Genomic DNA, 16,904 nt, shown 5'->3' with positions numbered 1-16,904 from the left:
GTGGATTCGCAATGCCGAGGAACGCCGCCGGACGGGCGGCGCTCCATCTGCCGGATGAGGGCTCGGAACGTCAAACGACCACGTTCACGAGACGGCCCGGCACCACGATGATCTTCTTCGGCGCCTTGCCTTCGCTGAACTTCGCGACCATTTCGTGCGCGGCCGCTTGCTGCTCGATCGCGTCGCGCGATGCGTCCTTCGCGACCGTGATCGCGCCGCGTACCTTGCCGTTCACCTGCAGCACGAGTTCGATCTCGGCCTGTTCGAGCGCCTTCTCGTCGACCTTCGGCCACGGCGCGTCGAGCAGCGGGCCGAATTCGTCGGCATAGCCGAGCTCCTGCCACAGCTGGAACGTCAGGTGCGGCACGACCGGATACAGTACGCGCAGCATCACGCCGTAAGTTTCACGCAGCACGGCCGTCTGCGCGCCCTTCGCGCCATCGAGCGCGTTGAGCATCTTCATCGCGGCCGATACCACCGTGTTGTATTGCAGACGCTGATAGTCGAAATCGGCCTGCTTCAGCACGCTATAGAGCTCACGACGCAGCGCCTTGTCGGCGTCGTTGAATTGTGCGGCGTCCAACTGGCCACCCGTGCGCAGCGCGGCTTCGTTCGTGTAGCCGAAGTTCCACACGCGACGCAGAAAGCGGCTCGCGCCTTCGACGCCCGAACCCGACCACTCGAGTTGCTGCTCGGGCGGAGCCGCGAACATCACGAACAGACGCGCGGTGTCCGCGCCGTGCTGATCGATCAGCATCTGCGGGTCGACGCCGTTGTTCTTCGACTTCGACATTTTCTCGACGCCGCCAAGCACGACCGGCTCGCCGTCGGCGTTCAGCACCGCGCCGACCGGGCGGCCCTTGTCGTCGAACGAGACGGTGACGTCCGCCGGGTTGTACCAGGTCTTCTTGCCCGCTTCGGTTTCGCGGTAATAGGTTTCGTTGAGCACCATGCCCTGCGTGAGCAGGTTCTTCGCCGGTTCGCCGAACTTCACGAGGCCGAGGTCGCGCATCACCTTCGCCCAGAAACGCGAGTACAACAGGTGCAGGATCGCGTGTTCGATACCGCCGATGTACTGATCCATCGGCGCCCAGTAATCGGTGCGCTCGTCGACCATCGTCTTCGCATCCGGCGACGCATAGCGATAGAAGTACCACGACGAATCGACGAAGGTGTCCATCGTGTCGGTTTCGCGCTTCGCCGCGCCGCCGCAGCTCGGGCACGTGCAGTTCAGGAACGCTTCGGACTTCGCGAGCGGATTGCCGGTGCCGTCCGGCACGAGGTCTTCCGGCAGCACGACCGGCAGGTCTTGTTCCGGCACCGGCACGTCGCCGCACTTCGGGCAGTGGATGATCGGAATCGGCGTGCCCCAGTAACGCTGGCGCGACACGCCCCAGTCACGCAGACGCCACGTGATCTGCTTGTCGCCGAGGCCGAGTTCCTTAAGATCGGCGGCGATGCGGTCCACCGCTTCGTCGTACGCGAGGCCGTCGTACTTGCCGCTGTTCACCAGCGTGCCGGCCTTCTCGCCGTACCATTCCTGCCACGCTTCGGTCGAGAACTCCTTGCCTTCGACCGCCACCACCTGTTTGACCGGCAGACCGTACTTCTTCACGAACGCGAAGTCGCGCTCATCGTGCGCCGGCACGCCCATCACCGCACCTTCGCCGTAAGTCATCAGCACGTAGTTGCCGATCCACACCTCGACCTGCTCGTGCGTCAGCGGATGCGTGACGTAGAAGCCGGTGGCCATGCCCTTCTTTTCCATCGTCGCGACGTCGGCTTCGGCGACGCCGCCGCGCTTGCATTCGTCGATGAACGCCTGCAGTTCCGGCTTGTCTTGCGCGAGACGCGTGGCAAGCGGATGCTCGGCGGCGATCGCGCAGAACGTGACGCCCATGATCGTGTCGGCGCGCGTCGTGAACACGCGCAGCAGCTTCTGCTCACCGTCGATTTCATACGGGAAGCCGAAGTTCACGCCGAAGCTCTTGCCGATCCAGTTCTGCTGCATGATCTTCACGCGCTCGGGCCAGCCGAGGCCGTCGAGATCGTTCAGCAGTTCATCCGCGTACTGCGTGATGCGCATGTAGTACATCGGGATTTCGCGCTTTTCGACGAGCGCACCCGAGCGCCAGCCGCGCCCGTCGATCACCTGCTCGTTCGCGAGCACGGTCTGGTCGACCGGGTCCCAGTTCACGGTGCCGGTTTTCTTGTACGCGATGCCCTTTTCGAGCATCTTCAGAAACAGCCACTGGTTCCACTTGTAGTAGTCGGGGCTGCAGGTCGCGACTTCGCGCGACCAGTCGATCGCGAGACCCATCGACTGCATCTGCTTCTTCATGTAAGCGATGTTGTCGTAGGTCCACTTCGCGGGCGGCACGTTGTTGGCCATCGCGGCGTTTTCCGCCGGCATGCCGAACGCGTCCCAACCCATCGGCATCAGCACGTTGTAGCCGTTCATCCGCAGATAGCGGTACATCACGTCGTTGATCGTGTAGTTGCGCACGTGCCCCATGTGCAGCTTGCCCGACGGATACGGCAGCATCGAGACGCAGTAGAACTTGGGCTTGTCGGTGGTTTCCGTCGTCTTGTAGGCGTCGATGGCGCGCCATTGCCCTTGCGCGGCGGCTTCGACGTCGGAGGGAACGTATTTTTCGTGCATGGTGTGATGGGATCGCTAGGTTCGGTGCTTTCGCACCGGCCCGGTGCTCTGCAGAATGTCGTTGCGTCGTTTCCCCTTCGGCGGGGAAAGGGCTGATTATACCGTTCGCGGACGGGTGCGCCGCTACGCGCGGCACGGTGCGGGGCGGGGTGTGCCGGATTCGCCGACGCGGTGCGCGCCCGCCAGCGCCCGGTGATGCTCAGTGCTGCGCGGCGGGCGGCGGCGGGTCCGTCACGAAGCCGATCCGCTCGAGCCCCGCCTGCTGCGCGGCGCCCATCACCTGCGCGATCACTTCGTAACGCGTCGAACGCTCCGCGCGCAGCTGGATGTCCGGCTGGTCAGCCTGCTTGCCGGCCTCGGCGAACTGCATGCGCATCTGCGCGAGCGTGATCGGCTTGCCGTTCCAGTAGAGCTTGCCGCCGCCGTCGATCGACAGGGAGATGGTTTGCGGGGTCTGGTGCGCGGGCGCCGCCGCGACCTTCGGCAGATCGAGCCGGATCGCGTGCGAGAACAACGGCGCGGTAATGATGAAAATCACCAGCAGCACCAGCATCACGTCGATCAGCGGCGTCATGTTGATCTCGGCCATCGGCGCGGCCGTCTGCTTCTTCTGGAGTCCGCCGAATGCCATGTCGCCTCCTTGCGTCTGAGCTTGGCTCTGGCCGCCGCACGCCAAGCGTCAGCGGTGCGCCTCGTGCGCCGCCTGCTGCGCGCGGGGCGGCGTCGGCGCATGCTCGGGGGAGCACACGTACGCGTGCAAATCGTGCGCGAAACCGTCCAGCTCCTCGGTCAATTGCCGCACGAGGCGGCCCAGCACGTTGTAGCCGAGCACCGCCGGAATCGCGACCACCAGACCGAACGCGGTCATGATCAGCGCCTCGCCGACCGGTCCCGCGACGTTCTCGATCTGCGCCTGCCCGCTCGCCGCGATGCTGCCGAGCGCGTGATAGATGCCCCATACGGTGCCGAGCAGACCGACGAACGGCGCGGTGCTGCCCACCGACGCCAGCAGCACCTGGCCGAACTCGAGCCGCCGCTGCGACGCGGCGAGCGCCTGGCGCAGCGCGCGCAGCACCCGTTCGCTGCGCTCGACGCGCGCGAGCAGCGCGCCCGGAATGTCGACCTCGGCCGCACTGAGCGCCGCTTCGGCGAGCGGCGCGAACACGCGCTCACGGTCGGTGCGGCGCAGGATGGCGACGCCTTCGGCGAGCGTCGGCGCTTGCCAGAAGCGCGCGATCGCCCGCGAGGACTGGCGTTTCGCGCGCGCCAGAATCCAGCTCTTGACGATCAGAAAACACCAGCTCGCAATCGACATGGCCAGCAGCACGTAGGCGACGGCATGCGTGATTGCGTCGCTCGTTTGCAGGTAATGGATGATGCCGCTGCTGCCTGCCATCTGACCTCGCCTTAGGAAAGTGACTTCGGGAGGGCGCGCTCGGGATGCGCTGCCCCGCCTATGCGCAACGAACTTCGCTCAACGCAGGCCGAGCACGTCCTGCATGTCGAAGAAGCCGTTGTCGTGGCCTTCGAGGAAGCGTACAGCACGAAGCGCGCCTTGTGCATATGACAGGCGGCTCGCCGATTTGTGCGTGATCTCGATGCGCTCGCCGATGCCCGCGAACAGCACCGTATGATCGCCGACGATATCGCCGCCGCGAATCGCCGAGAAGCCGATCGTCGACGGATCGCGCTCGCCGGTCACGCCTTCGCGGCCGTAGACCGCGCAGTCGTCGAGATTGCGGCCGAGCGCGCCCGCGATCACTTCGCCCATCGTCAGCGCGGTGCCGGACGGCGCATCGACCTTGTGGCGATGATGCGCCTCGATGATCTCGATGTCGTAGCCGGTCGAGAAGTGCCGCGCCGCGTATTCGAGCAGTTTCAGCGTAACGTTCACGCCGACGCTCATGTTCGACGCGAACACGACGCCGATCTTCTGGGCCGCCGCGCGCAACTGCGCTTTTTGCGCGTTGTCGAAGCCGGTCGTGCCGATCACCATTTTCACGCCATGGCGCTGCGCGGCTTCGAGATGCGCGAGCGTCGCGTCCGGACGTGTGAAGTCGATCAGGTAGTCGGATTCGGCAAACACGCGCTCGATATCGTCGGACAGCAGCACGCCGGTCTCTTTGCCGAGGAACGCGCCGGCGTCCTGGCCAAGCTGCGCCGCGCCCGTGCGGCAGAGCGCGCCTGACAGCGTCGTGTCGGCGTCGTTGAGGACGGTTTCGATCAGCATGCGGCCCATACGGCCCGATGCGCCTGCAATGGCAATTTTCATGACGATGAGGATTCGAAAAGAGTCAACCGGGATGGAGCCCGGCAAACGCGGCCCGGCGAATGCACCGACCAGTGTGCCGGGGAATGCGCCCGGTCGATATAGGGACAAGCGGCGACAGGCGGCACGATCTTGCGACAAGGCCGGGCGGCTCGCTGCTGAAGCCAACGCCCGCGGCCAACCGGGACCGCTCGCTCAGGTGACTGACTGATACCGCCCGCTGCGGCGAGCCACTGCCGCGGCGCACTGCGGCAACAGGTTCATGCGGCCCAAGCGGTGCATTTCCGGCCTCGCCTGACGCCGGACGAACACACATCTGGCGGGCGCCGCGCATGCTACGCCCAGCCCGCCTCACAACACCGACAAGCGGATCAGTTGCTCGTTCCGGACGTTGACGGCGAAGCGTTCGGCGCCGAGCTGTCGCCGCTTTGCGAGCCCGTCGGGCCGACCGGGTTGCTCTCGTTTTCCGGCGCCGGCGGCGGCGGCCGTTTGAACTGGAACTGCGGCTGACCACCGGCCGTCGGGCCTTGCGTCGGGATTCCGCCAGCGCCTGCTCTCGGCACGGCCGAACGCACGGACGGCGCGCCGCTCGGCGTAGACACCGCGCTGGTCGCGCGATTGGCCGCCTGGGCAGCTTCCGCGTTGGCGTCCATGGACGGCGTGGCGGCTTGCTGGGCGCCTTCGACCGACGGCGAGCGCGTCGTATCCACTGTGACCGGCGCCGCGGCGGCAGCCCCGCTTGCGGCGGCTGCCGCGCTGGCGGCCTCGGCCGCGCTCGCCGCGCTCGGCGGCGTAGCGTTCGAGCGACGGCCACTGCGGTCGCCGTCGATTTCGGCCAGCAATTCGAGATTGGTCGGCAGATCCTCGCCACCCGTCCAGTGGGTCACGGTGTCGCCCGAGAAGAACACGACGAAGTCGCGTTGCTGAACGATCGAGGTGTTGCCACGCTTGAAATAGAACGTGTAATCCCAGCGATCCGCGTGGAACATGTCGGTCAACAGCGGCGTGCCGAGCACCTGACGCACCTGTGCGCGCGTCATGCCGACCTTCATCTGGCTGGCCATTTCCTGCGACACGAAGTTACCTTGCACGACCGTAATCCGATACGGCGTAATGCTTTGGGCAACGCGCTGGGTCAGGCTGTCGTACGTGGAACATCCGGCAAGAACCGCGACAGTCGCAACCGCGATCAAGGTACCCCGCATGCGGCTCCCCCGGTAGATCAATTGAGATTTAGAAATCATTTCACTCACCGTGCGGGCCCGCTTGCGGGCCGCGCTCATTCCATCGAAAATGACCAGAACGGCAAAACACATTACTATGAGAGCCCAGCATTGTACTCTAGGGATCCCTTGTCATGACCAATCCAACCGATCTCAAGAATATCGGGCTCAAGGCGACCCTTCCGCGCCTCAAAATCCTTGAGATTTTCCAACACAGCCCGGTACGTCATTTAACCGCCGAAGACGTATACCGCAACCTATTGCATGAGGAACTCGATATCGGTCTCGCCACCGTGTATCGCGTGCTGACGCAATTCGAGCAGGCCGGCCTGCTCTCGCGCAGCAATTTCGAGTCGGGCAAGGCGGTGTTCGAGTTGAACGAGGGGACGCACCACGATCACCTCGTGTGCCTCGATTGCGGGCTCGTGGAAGAGTTTTTCGACCCCGAAATCGAAAGTCGTCAGCAGTCCATCGCCAAGGCACGCGGCTTCAAGCTGCAGGAACATGCGCTGGCACTGTATGGGGCGTGCACGAAGGAAAATTGCCCGCATCGTAAGCACTGATGCATCGCTGGCCGCGTGCGAATACGCGGCCTGGCAAGCCAGAAGAAAGACCCGGCCGATGAGAATCGGTCGGGTTTTTTTGTTCAGGCGACGGCAAATACGGCTATCCGACCAGTTCCACGCTCGGCTCGAAGGCGAGCCGCCACGGCTCGGCCAACTGCAATTCGTCGCAATTCGGCGCGTCGCCGCCACGATCGACGACGATGAAGTCGCTGACCTGATCCAGCGCGAGCAGCGGATGGTGCCAAACCCCTTTCGCGTAATTGACGCCTTGCCACGCGTCGGTCCAGAACGCGCGCATCCGCGTGGCGTCGAACTCGCCGGCCGGCGCGACCACCACCAGATAGCGGCCCGCGCGTAACGGAATGAAAGCCTGGCTGCCGAGCGGATGCCGCTCCATCATCGTGATCTCGACGGGCAGCGCGCGCGGTTGCGCGCGAAACAGATTGACGAGCGGCCGGCCGCCCTGCTCCGCCACGTCGACGCGCGCGAGGTCGTGATAGCGCTCGGTGGTGCCGCCATTGATCGGAAAATGACGCGCGCCGTCAAGTTCGATCACGTCGCCGAACGGCGCGAAAGCCGCGCCCGTCAGGCGTTCCATCTGCAGGATCTTCATGCGTGCCGCTCCCTGATGTTGCGTGCGTTAAGCGATCTCGCCCCACAGACGCAGGCGCGACACGCCGCCGTCCGGGAAGATGTTGAAGCGCACGTGCGTGACCGGCCCGAGCGCGGCGAGGTCGTCCGTGAACGTGTGCACGTGGTCCATCTGCAGCTTCTGTTCGCCGAGCAGCACCGGCCAGAACATCGCCTGCGTGACGAGGGAATCGTCGGTGCCGCCCGTCACCGATGCCGCCTGCAGCGAGCAGCGGTCCGGGAAGTTGCCCTTGAAGTGCGCCGTATCCACTTCGATCTTGCGGATCACGCCGGGCCGCGCGAGCGCGACGATCGCCCAGTCGTTGCCCGGCTCGCGACGCCGCCGGGTTTCCCAGCCGTCGCCCATGTTCACGCCGCGGCCTGGCATCAGCATCTGCGAGGCCGGCCCGAAATGCTGGTTGTTCGCGGCGACGAGGTATGCGCCGTTTTCGATCGCGGCGAGATCGAGCAGCGTGCCGCGTTCGATGCGGCTCCAGTCCCGCTGCGGCTGGCCGTACACGCGCAGTCGGGCGAGCCCGCCGTCCGGATAGAGATTCACTCGCAGATGGGTGACCGGGCGCGCGTCTTTCACTTCAACGTAGTGATGCTGGTTGCCCTGTAGCGTCGTCGCCGGCACGAGCGGCTGCCAGTCGGCGTGCTCGGGCGTCACGTCAGCGTCGCTGTGACAGGCATCGATCGACGCCGCCGGCGGGAAATTGCCGGTGAAGTGGCTCGTATCGAGATCGACGCCATGCACGACGCCCGGCCGCGCGAGACGGATTATGCAATGGTCGTGGCCGTTCGTGCGCTTGCGGCGCGTCTCCCAGCCGTCCATCCACTTGCCGTGGTCGTCGTATTTGCCGGGGATGAACACCGCCGGCTGCGGCTCCAGCATGCGCTCTTTCGGTGCGAAGAATTCGTCGCTGGCGAACAGCGCCTTCGCGCCGAGGCGCGGATCGGCGAGGTTCATGTAGCGGCGCGTGAAGGCGGGAGTGTTCTGGTCGAGGAACGGGTTGGCCATGATGTCGGTCAGTATCGAAGAGGTCAGAAACGGCCGGCGGCGCCACGGCAGCCGCCGGTTTGTGAAAAAACTCTGTCTAAGGACGATGCCGGTTGGTCTGGTCAGACCAGAGCCGGCGCGCCGTCAGACTGCCGGCGCGTGTTCGCCTGCACCCGGGTCGGCGAGCGTGTCGTCGACAGCGGGCACATAGCGCAGCGCCGCGTCGCGATTCAGCACGCGGTGCGCGCGCGCCTTGTCGATATCGTTTTCCCACACGGCGACGACCACCGTCGCGACGCAGTTGCCGATCAGGTTGGTCAGCGCGCGGGCGATGCCGACGAACCAGTCGACCGGCAGAATCAGCACGAGGCCGAGCACCGGAATCGCGGGAATCGCGGACAGCGTCGCAGCGAGAATCACGATCGCCGAGCCGGGTATGCCGTGCGCGCCCTTCGACGTCACGAGCGACACCAGCACGACGACGATCAGGTCGTGAATAGACAGCGGGGTGTTGGTTGCCTGCGCGATGAACAGCACCGCAAGCGTCAGATAGATCGAGAAGCCGTCGAGGTTGAACGAGTAGCCGGTCGGAATCACGAGACCGACCGTCGAATCCTTGACGCCCATCCACTCGAGCTTGCGCATGATCTGCGGCAGGACGGCGTCGGACGACGCGGTGCCGAGCACGATCGACAGTTCTTCGCGCAGATAGCGGATCAGCTTGAAGATGCTGAAGCCGGCGAGCCGCATCACCGCGCCGAGCACGAGCACGACGAACACCACGCAGCTCGCGTAGAACACCAGCACGAGCATGCCGAGTTGCTTCAGCGACTCGACGCCGTAGGTGCCGGTCGTGAACGCGATCGCGCCGAGCACGCCGAGCGGCGCGAGCTTGATGATGAACCCCATCACGCGGAAGAACACCTGCGACAGCTCATCGATCAACCCGCTCACGCGTTGCGCGCGCTTGCCGAGCAGCGACAGCGCCGAGCCGAATAGCACCGAGAACACGAGGATCTGCAGGATGTCGCCGGTTGCGAACGCGTTGATCGCCGTGTCGGGGATGATCTTCAGCAGAAAGCCGGCGGTGTCCTTCAGGCTTTTCGCGTGCTCGGTATAGGTCGTGAGCGACGCCGCATCGAGCGAACTCAGGTTCACGTTCATGCCGGCGCCCGGACGCGTCGCGTAAGCGAGCACCGCGCCGATCACGAGCGCGATCGTCGTCATCACCTCGAAGTAGATCACCGACTTCAAGCCGACGCGGCCGACCTTGCGCAGATCGCCCGCATGCGCCATACCGCTCACCACCACGCAGAACACGATCGGTCCGATCACCATCTTGATCAGCTTCAGAAAACCGTCGCCAAGCGGCCGCAAGGACTGCGCGAAATGCGGAAACACGGCACCGAGCACGATGCCGACTACGAGCGCTATCACGACCCGGCCAAATAGCGAATTGAAGAATTTCAACACGGCTTCCTCCTGCGGATGGTTGTCTCGAACAGTTCTGTTCAGACTGGTCCGACCAGCACTGTTATGGCGAATAGTAGGAAGCCGATATAGTCCCGTCAAGGACTGATCGAACAGTGTTTACCCGTTGTTTTTTCGGCGATTTCGGGTCGATTCAGGATCTCGGACGTTATGCGGCGCGCCGTTTTCGACCGCGTATTAGAATTGCGGTCAGACCACGTCACCAGTGAGTTTTTATGAAAAACGCCCCGCACACCGTCACCGACGCGGCCATCGCGACCATCCGCGAACGCATCGAAGCGGGCGTCTATCCGGTGGGCAGCCTGCTGCCGGCGCAGCGCCAGCTATCCGATGAACTGTCGATCAGCCGCGCGTCACTGCGCGAAGCGCTCTCCACGCTTGAAGCGCTCGGCCTGCTGGTAATCCGGCCGGGCAAGGGCGTGTACGTGGAAAGCGCGCAGGCGAAAGCCGCTCAGGCGTGGCGTTTCGCCGAACAGTCGTCGCTGCCCGACACTTATCAGATGCGCTACGCGCTCGAAGGCTTCGTTGCGCGCATGGCGGTGCTCGCGGTCACCAACGACGACCTCGCGTGGCTCGAGGAAAACGTCACCGCGATGCAAAGCGCGCTCGCCTGCGAGGAGCTCGACGAAGCGGCGCGGCTCGACTACGCGTTCCATATGCGCATCGTCGGCATCGCGGGCAATGCCGCGATCGAGTCGATCCTGCGCAGCAGCGCCGAAATCATGAAGGAAAGCCAGCGCATGCCGTTCTACCGGCGCGAGCGGGTGCTATCGACCTACACCGAGCATCGCGCGATTCTCGACGCGCTGAAGGCCCGCGATTCGCTCGCGGCGGGCAAGGCGATCGAGACGCACATCGCGAACGCCGCGCAGCGCGCGGGCGTCTATTTCCCGACGCCATAGACGTAACAGCCACGGACGAAAAAAAGCCGCTCCGAGGAGCGGCTTTTTCATGCAGCGTGAAACCCGAAACTTACTTCGCGTTCGCGAGCGCCACAGCCGTGTCCAGCATGCGGTTCGAGAAGCCCCACTCGTTGTCGTACCAGCTCGACACCTTCACGAGACGGCCCGACACCTTGGTCAGCGTCGAGTCGAACGTCGACGAAGCCGGGTTGTGGTTGTAGTCGATCGACACGAGCGGTGCGTCGTTGTAACCGAGAACGCCCTTCAGTGCGCCTTCCGACGCTTCCTTCATGATCGCGTTGACTTCCTCGACCGTCGTGTCGCGCGCGGCGATGAACGACAGGTCGACGACCGACACGTTGATCGTCGGGACGCGGATTGCGTAGCCGTCCAGCTTGCCGTTCAGTTCCGGCAGCACGAGGCCGACCGCCGATGCCGCACCGGTCTTGGTCGGGATCTGGCTATGCGTGGCCGAACGCGCGCGGCGCAGGTCTTCGTGGTACACGTCGGTCAGAACCTGGTCGTTCGTGTACGCGTGGATCGTCGTCATCAGGCCGTTCACGAGACCGATCTTGTCGTTCAGCGGCTTGACCAGCGGCGCGAGGCAGTTGGTCGTGCACGATGCGTTCGAGATGACCGTGTCCGATGCCTTCAGTACGTTGTGGTTCACGCCGTAGACGACGGTCGCGTCGACATCCTTGCCACCCGGCGCCGAGATGATGACCTTCTTCGCTCCGCCCTTGATGTGCGCGCTGGCCTTTTCCTTGGTCGTGAAAAAGCCCGTGCACTCCATCACGACGTCGACGCCCAGCTCGCCCCACGGCAGTTCAGCCGGGTTGCGGTTCGCCAGCACGCGGATCTTGTCGCCGTTCACGACGAGGTAGTCGCCGTCCACCGACACCTGGCCCGGGAACTTGCCGTGCGCGGTGTCGTACTGCGTCAGGTGGGCGTTGGTCTTCGCATCGCCCAGATCGTTGATGGCGACGATTTCGATATCGTGCTTCTTGCCGTTTTCATAGAAGGCGCGCAGGGTATTGCGGCCGATCCGGCCGTAGCCGTTGATTGCGACGCGAATCGTCATGATGTATCTCCTGATGGCTAAAAAATCCGTTTATGTTCGCCTGGTCGGACATCCGGTTCGGTGCGTTGCCCCGCGCAACCACGCGGGGCGCGACGGCAACGCGACGCAACCATCAGCCGAGAGCGGCCTTGACCGTCGCCACCACGTGCTCGACGGTGAAACCGAAATGCTTGAACAGCACACCTGCCGGGGCCGATTCGCCGAACGTGTCGATGCCGACCACGCCGCCTTCCAGACCCACGTACTTGCGCCAGAAATCCGACACGCCCGCTTCGATCGCTACGCGGCGCACGCCGTGCGGCAGCACGCGTTCGCGGTACTCGGCGTCCTGCTTGTCGAACACGGTCGTCGACGGCATCGACACGACGCGTGCGGCAATGCCTTCGCGCGCGAGCGGCTCGACGGCCTTCATCGCCAGTTCGACTTCGGAGCCCGTCGCGATCAGGATGATCTTACGCGCGACGATCTCTTCGTCCCAGTCGCGCAGCACGTAGCCGCCCTTCTCGATGTTGGCGATCTGCGCGTCGGTGCGCTCGTTGAACTGCAGGTTCTGACGGCTGAAGATCAGGCACGACGGACCAACATGCTCGATCGCATGGGTCCAGGCCACCGCGGTTTCGACCGTATCGGCCGGACGCCACGTTTGCAGGTTCGGGATCAGGCGCAGGCTCGCGACGTGTTCGATCGACTGGTGGGTCGGGCCGTCTTCGCCGAGACCGATCGAGTCGTGCGTGAACACGAAGATCGACTGCGACTTCATCAGCGCGGCGACGCGCAGCGCGTTGCGGCTGTAGTCCGAGAACGTCAGGAACGTGCCGCCGAATGCCTTGTAGCCGCCATGCAGCGCGACGCCGTTGATCGCGGCGCTCATGCCGAATTCGCGCACGCCGTAGTTCACGTAGTTGCCGGCGGCACGGCCTTCGGCGTTCACGCGCACCGGCTTCGCGGCCTTCCAGTTGGTCAGGTTCGAGCCGGTCAGGTCGGCGGAGCCGCCGAGCAGTTCGGGCAGCACGGCCGACAGGCCTTCGATGGCTTGCTGCGACGCCTTACGCGTCGCGACGGTCTCGGCGCGTTCGTTCGCGCCGGCGATGATCGCCTTTGCCTTGTCCTTCCAGTCGGCCGGCAGCTGCTTCGCGCTGCGGCGCTTGAACTCGGCCGCTTCCTGGGGATACTTCGCCGCGTAGGCGGCGAACGCCTTGTCCCACTCGGATTCGAGGCGCGCGCCCGCATCCTTCGCATCCCATGCCGCGTACACTTCCTGCGGAATCACGAACGGCTCCCACTTCCAGCCAATCGCTTCGCGCGTTGCCGCGATTTCCTTGTCACCGAGCGGCGCGCCGTGCGAGTCGTGCGAGCCCGCCTTGGTCGGCGCGCCTTCACCGATCACGGTCTTGCAGCAGATCAGCGTCGGCTTGTCCGACTGCTTCGCCTGCCTGATCGCCGCGTCGACCGCGTCGACGTCATGGCCGACCACGTTCGGGATCACGTTCCAGCCGTACGCTTCGAAGCGCTTCGGCGTGTCGTCGTGGAACCAGTGCACCACTTCGCCGTCGATCGAGATGCCGTTGTCGTCGTAGAACGCGATCAGCTTGTTCAGCTTGAGCACGCCCGCGAGCGAGCAGGCTTCATGCGAGATGCCTTCCATCAGGCAGCCGTCGCCGACGAACACGTACGTGTGGTGGTCGACGATCTTCGCGTCGGGCTTGTTGAATTCGGTGGCTAGCAGCGACTCGGCGAGCGCCATGCCGACCGCATTCGCGAGACCCTGGCCGAGCGGGCCGGTGGTCGTCTCGACGCCCGGCGTGATGCCGTATTCCGGGTGACCCGGCGTCTTCGAATGGAGCTGGCGGAAGTTCTTCAGCTCTTCCATCGGCAGATCGTAGCCGGTCAGATGCAGCAGCGAGTACAGCAGCATCGAGCCGTGACCGTTCGACAGCACGAAGCGGTCGCGATCGGCCCAGTGCGGGTTCTTCGGGTTATGGCGCAGATGACGCGACCACAGGGCGACGCCGATTTCGGCCATGCCCATCGGCATGCCGGGGTGGCCGGAGTTCGCCTTTTGAACGGCGTCCATGGACAACGCGCGGATCGCGTTGGCCATCAGGGAAGTGGGTGCGGGAGACGGGGTCGTCATGTCGAGTCCGGAGACAGAGTCAGAAAGCGGGGCGCGCTTGAGGCCCGGAAGCTCGGCGGTCCGGTCGCTACGGCGCACGATGCGGCGCCAGGAGACGCGAAACGGGCAGAGCAAGCGGACAAGGCTGAAAGCGTCACATTCTAGCAGAAGGTTAACCCCTAGCCGGCCGGAAAGCCGCCCGGTCGCGCGGTTCAACGCCCTCCGCCCGGCGGCGGCATTCACGATTCGAGCAGCTGATTTGCCCACGCTGCCGATCGAGCCCGTCCGCCGTGAACGCCCCGCTATTGTTCCAGCCTTGTGCCGACGCCGTCTACGGATTTCCTCATGCACGCCTCGATCGGCTCGATGCGCGGATGCCTCTTGAGCTCCGCGACGACGCGCCCGATTCGCACGCTCGCCGAACGTCTCGCCGCGCGCGGCATCGATTCGCTGCGTCATGACGAACCGGCCCTGCACGCGGGGCTATTCTCGGCAGCGCGAACGGCGCGCGATAAACTGAGTCCGACGACGAAACCATCCATTTGAAGCGCGGACACCTGGAGCGAACCGGTTCGAGCGAAGCCGGCATGCCGCGCCGGAGCGAAACCCGCAACAGTGGCCACGCTGCCCCACGAGACCCGGAGAACTCCATGACCGCCCCCCGCCCCGCCGGTGTGCCCTGGCTGACCCCCTATCTGACGGTGCGCGACGCGCGCGCATCGACGGCGTTTTTTTCGGCGGCGTTCGGCTTCGACGTGCGCGACAGCGTGCAGGACGACGGCGTCGTCATGCACGTCGAGATGACTTACCAAGGCCAGTTGATAGTGATGTTCGCACCCGAAGGCGCGTTCGGCTCGACCGCGAAGACGCCGAAAAGCGCGGGCACGATTGCGCCGCAATCTTTCTATGTCTATGTCGAGGACGTCGATGCCGTGTATGCTCGCGCGCTCGCGGCTGGCGCGAAGTCGCTGAGCGAGCCGCAGGACCAGTTCTGGGGCGACCGCTTCGCGCAGGTCGAAGATATCGACGGCTATCGCTGGGCGCTCGCCCGCCACCTTTCCTGAATCCGAGAGTCTTTCGTCGATGCCCCGTTTTTTTGTTGATGCGCTGCTTTACCCCGACGACGTGATCGCATTGCCAGACGACGTCGTGCGCCACGTGGCCGTGCTGCGTTTGCAGCCTGGCGATTCGCTCGTGCTGTTCAACGGTCAGGGCGGCGAATACGGCGCTGAACTCGTCGAGGTCGAGCGCCGTTCGGCTCGCGTGAAAATCGGCGAATTTCGCGCGGTGGAGGTCGAGCCGCCGTATCGGCTGACGCTCGCCCAAGGCATCGCCGGCGGCGACAAGATGGACTGGCTGATCGAGAAGGCGGTCGAACTCGGCGCCTCAGGCTTCGTGCCGCTCGCGACCGCACGCAGCGTCGTGCGGCTGACCGGCGAGCGCGCGCAGCGGCGGCAGCAGCACTGGCAAGGTGTGGTGCGGGCGTCGTGCGAACAGTGCGGGCGTAATCGGCTGCCGGACGTCATGCCGGTGTGTGAGATTGGCGCTTGGCTCGATACCCTGTCGCGCGAACCGGCACCTGACGAGTTGCGCCTGCTGCTGTCGCCGCGCGCGAGCATCGGTTTCACTGCGCTGCCGGACGCGCCGCCGCCTGGGGGCGTGACGCTGCTGATCGGCCCCGAAGGCGGCCTTTCCGCCGACGAGGAAGCCGCCGCCGTTGAACAGGGCTTTGCCGCGGTGGGCTTGGGACCGCGTGTGCTGCGCACCGAGACCGCAGGGATCGCGGTGCTTGCTGCGCTTGCGGCGCGCTGGGGCGGTTGGTAAGCGGGAGCTAGCTTGCGCCAAACACCGCCACAAAGGCAAAGGCCCGCCAATTAGCGGGCCTTTATCGTCTGTAGCGCGACGTTCGCCGTCAGAGCCAATCAAGTACGCCTGAACAGGTGAACATCCTGCGAGCCTCAGGCGAACGAGTAAAACACCCGGAACGCGACCTTGCGCTCGGCCCAGAATTCGGCCGCTTCACGGAACACGTCGAGCAGCGTCTCGCGTCCTTCCTTGTCGAATTTCTGCGCGATCGGCAGGTGTTCGAGCACGATCACGAAGCCGGGCTGCGCGCCGGCCTTGTGCACGAGGTCGGTAAGGCAGTCGTAGAGCGCGTCGTAGTTCTTGCCGAAATGCTTGGGAAACAGGAACGACGTTGCGATCGTCTCGAGCACTTCCTGCTTCGACGCGGCATTCGCGCAGTATGCATACAGAAAGTGCTGGCCAAGGTGGTTGGCCTCGTCGGCGAGATCCTGCACGCGGAACGCGCGGATCGACTGCACGATGTTCGGCCGCACCGTCCTGAAAAGGCTGATGCGCTCTTCGTTCGATGAAACCACCGTGCCAGCCTCGCTTTGGTTGTCGCGACCCTGCTCGTCGGCGCGCATCTTCATGACGCGTTGGAACAAATTGCCGTCGCCGGCCGCGAAAAGATCCGTCGCGACTCCGGAATCGTGCGCGTAGATGTTGTCGCTCATGCCGTTCATCCCAATGTCATTCAACAATACGGTTAAAACTGGTGTAATGGTCGTCCGAGTAATAACAATTGTCGGTTCGCTGTAGCGGACCTCCGCAGACGATGCGGCGCGCCCCGCGATTACGCGCGTGAGGCGTGGGGACGGTGTATTCGTGGTAATAGCCGCGCCGATGAGCGGGCAGCACCCGTTCGTAGTTGCCGAATACGATGCCGTCCTTCTGATACGGGTAAGGCCCGCCGGTAGCAATGAGGTTCAACGTATCGACCGCCTCGCGCGGCAATTGCGCCAGCGCGATGGTGCCTACGTGCGCTTGCGCCGCAGTTGGCGCCGAGTAGTCTCGCGCCAGCGCCTCGGGCGCCGAACTTGACAACGCGCAGAGCGCGGCAGCACCGATCAGCACGCCTTTCATGCGCAACCAGTTGCGTGCCATGTATCAGGTTTCCCCGCT

Annotated in this window: 17 protein-coding genes; 5 read left to right on the top strand and 12 right to left on the bottom strand. The window is 64.6% G+C overall.

What is annotated here, in order from left to right:
* Positions 1-70 precede the first annotated feature (70 nt).
* From leuS to bamE, 5 genes are all read right to left on the bottom strand, one after another.
* Positions 71-2,662: a leucine--tRNA ligase gene (gene leuS / locus AB3X86_RS13615; protein WP_368596388.1), complete on the bottom strand. Its 2,592-nt coding sequence runs from the start codon at positions 2,660-2,662 to the stop codon at positions 71-73.
* Positions 2,663-2,861: 199 nt separating this feature from the next.
* Positions 2,862-3,293, bottom strand: coding sequence for an ExbD/TolR family protein (locus tag AB3X86_RS13610; RefSeq protein ID WP_368596387.1), 432 nt, complete (start codon positions 3,291-3,293; stop codon positions 2,862-2,864).
* Between the two features lie 48 nt (positions 3,294-3,341).
* On the bottom strand, positions 3,342-4,058 hold the full coding sequence (locus AB3X86_RS13605; protein ID WP_176121835.1) for a MotA/TolQ/ExbB proton channel family protein: 717 nt from the start codon (positions 4,056-4,058) through the stop codon (positions 3,342-3,344).
* Between the two features lie 78 nt (positions 4,059-4,136).
* The gene (dapB, locus tag AB3X86_RS13600) at positions 4,137-4,934 is read right to left on the bottom strand and encodes a 4-hydroxy-tetrahydrodipicolinate reductase (RefSeq protein ID WP_176121836.1); all 798 of its coding nucleotides are present in this window, start codon (positions 4,932-4,934) and stop codon (positions 4,137-4,139) included.
* 368 nt (positions 4,935-5,302) lie between these two features.
* Entirely contained in the window at positions 5,303-6,136 is an 834-nt protein-coding gene (bamE, locus tag AB3X86_RS13595) for an outer membrane protein assembly factor BamE (RefSeq protein WP_176121837.1), read from the bottom strand.
* A 152-nt stretch (positions 6,137-6,288) separates the two neighbouring features.
* On the opposite strand from bamE, the gene fur reads away from it, so the two are divergent.
* Positions 6,289-6,717: a ferric iron uptake transcriptional regulator gene (gene fur / locus AB3X86_RS13590; protein ID WP_027198845.1), complete on the top strand. Its 429-nt coding sequence runs from the start codon at positions 6,289-6,291 to the stop codon at positions 6,715-6,717.
* 103 nt (positions 6,718-6,820) lie between these two features.
* Here fur and AB3X86_RS13585 read toward each other — a convergent pair whose 3' ends face one another.
* From AB3X86_RS13585 to AB3X86_RS13575, 3 genes are all read right to left on the bottom strand, one after another.
* A complete protein-coding gene (locus AB3X86_RS13585) occupies positions 6,821-7,333 on the bottom strand; it encodes an ureidoglycolate lyase (protein WP_368596386.1) in 513 nt (170 codons plus the stop codon).
* Positions 7,334-7,360: 27 nt separating this feature from the next.
* A complete protein-coding gene (alc, locus tag AB3X86_RS13580) occupies positions 7,361-8,371 on the bottom strand; it encodes an allantoicase (protein ID WP_368596385.1) in 1,011 nt (336 codons plus the stop codon).
* Positions 8,372-8,494: 123 nt separating this feature from the next.
* Positions 8,495-9,823, bottom strand: a complete 1,329-nt coding sequence (locus tag AB3X86_RS13575; RefSeq protein WP_368596384.1) for a C4-dicarboxylate transporter DctA — start codon at positions 9,821-9,823, stop codon at positions 8,495-8,497.
* Between the two features lie 233 nt (positions 9,824-10,056).
* Between AB3X86_RS13575 and AB3X86_RS13570 the strand changes: the two genes are divergently transcribed.
* Complete coding sequence (locus tag AB3X86_RS13570; RefSeq protein ID WP_368596383.1) at positions 10,057-10,743, top strand: FadR/GntR family transcriptional regulator; 687 nt, start codon at positions 10,057-10,059, stop codon at positions 10,741-10,743.
* Between the two features lie 70 nt (positions 10,744-10,813).
* Here the strand turns inward: AB3X86_RS13570 and gap are convergent, their stop codons facing one another.
* A complete protein-coding gene (gene gap / locus AB3X86_RS13565; RefSeq protein WP_176121843.1) occupies positions 10,814-11,824 on the bottom strand; it encodes a type I glyceraldehyde-3-phosphate dehydrogenase in 1,011 nt (336 codons plus the stop codon).
* A 112-nt stretch (positions 11,825-11,936) separates the two neighbouring features.
* Positions 11,937-13,958: a transketolase gene (tkt, locus tag AB3X86_RS13560; RefSeq protein ID WP_368596382.1), complete on the bottom strand. Its 2,022-nt coding sequence runs from the start codon at positions 13,956-13,958 to the stop codon at positions 11,937-11,939.
* A gap of 324 nt (positions 13,959-14,282) precedes the next feature.
* On the opposite strand from tkt, the gene AB3X86_RS13555 reads away from it, so the two are divergent.
* The 3 genes from AB3X86_RS13555 to AB3X86_RS13545 all read left to right on the top strand — a co-directional run bounded on the left by AB3X86_RS13555 (position 14,283) and on the right by AB3X86_RS13545 (position 15,761).
* Positions 14,283-14,483, top strand: coding sequence for a hypothetical protein (locus tag AB3X86_RS13555; RefSeq protein ID WP_368596381.1), 201 nt, complete (start codon positions 14,283-14,285; stop codon positions 14,481-14,483).
* A 104-nt stretch (positions 14,484-14,587) separates the two neighbouring features.
* Positions 14,588-15,001 carry a glyoxalase/bleomycin resistance/extradiol dioxygenase family protein gene (locus AB3X86_RS13550; protein ID WP_008923880.1) on the top strand — a complete coding sequence of 138 codons (414 nt, stop codon included), beginning with the start codon at positions 14,588-14,590 and terminating at the stop codon, positions 14,999-15,001.
* A gap of 19 nt (positions 15,002-15,020) precedes the next feature.
* Positions 15,021-15,761, top strand: a complete 741-nt coding sequence (locus AB3X86_RS13545; RefSeq protein ID WP_368596380.1) for a 16S rRNA (uracil(1498)-N(3))-methyltransferase — start codon at positions 15,021-15,023, stop codon at positions 15,759-15,761.
* Positions 15,762-15,895: 134 nt separating this feature from the next.
* On the opposite strand, the gene AB3X86_RS13540 is transcribed toward AB3X86_RS13545, so the two are convergent.
* Positions 15,896-16,456 carry a barstar family protein gene (locus AB3X86_RS13540; RefSeq protein WP_368596379.1) on the bottom strand — a complete coding sequence of 187 codons (561 nt, stop codon included), beginning with the start codon at positions 16,454-16,456 and terminating at the stop codon, positions 15,896-15,898.
* Positions 16,457-16,472: 16 nt separating this feature from the next.
* Positions 16,473-16,886: a ribonuclease gene (locus AB3X86_RS13535; protein WP_368596378.1), complete on the bottom strand. Its 414-nt coding sequence runs from the start codon at positions 16,884-16,886 to the stop codon at positions 16,473-16,475.
* Positions 16,887-16,904: the final 18 nt, after the last annotated feature.

Origin of the sequence: Paraburkholderia sp. BR14374 (assembly GCF_040948685.1) — a bacterium.
GTDB classification, from domain to species: domain Bacteria; phylum Pseudomonadota; class Gammaproteobacteria; order Burkholderiales; family Burkholderiaceae; genus Paraburkholderia; species Paraburkholderia youngii.
This window is presented reverse-complemented; position numbering and strand designations above follow the sequence as displayed.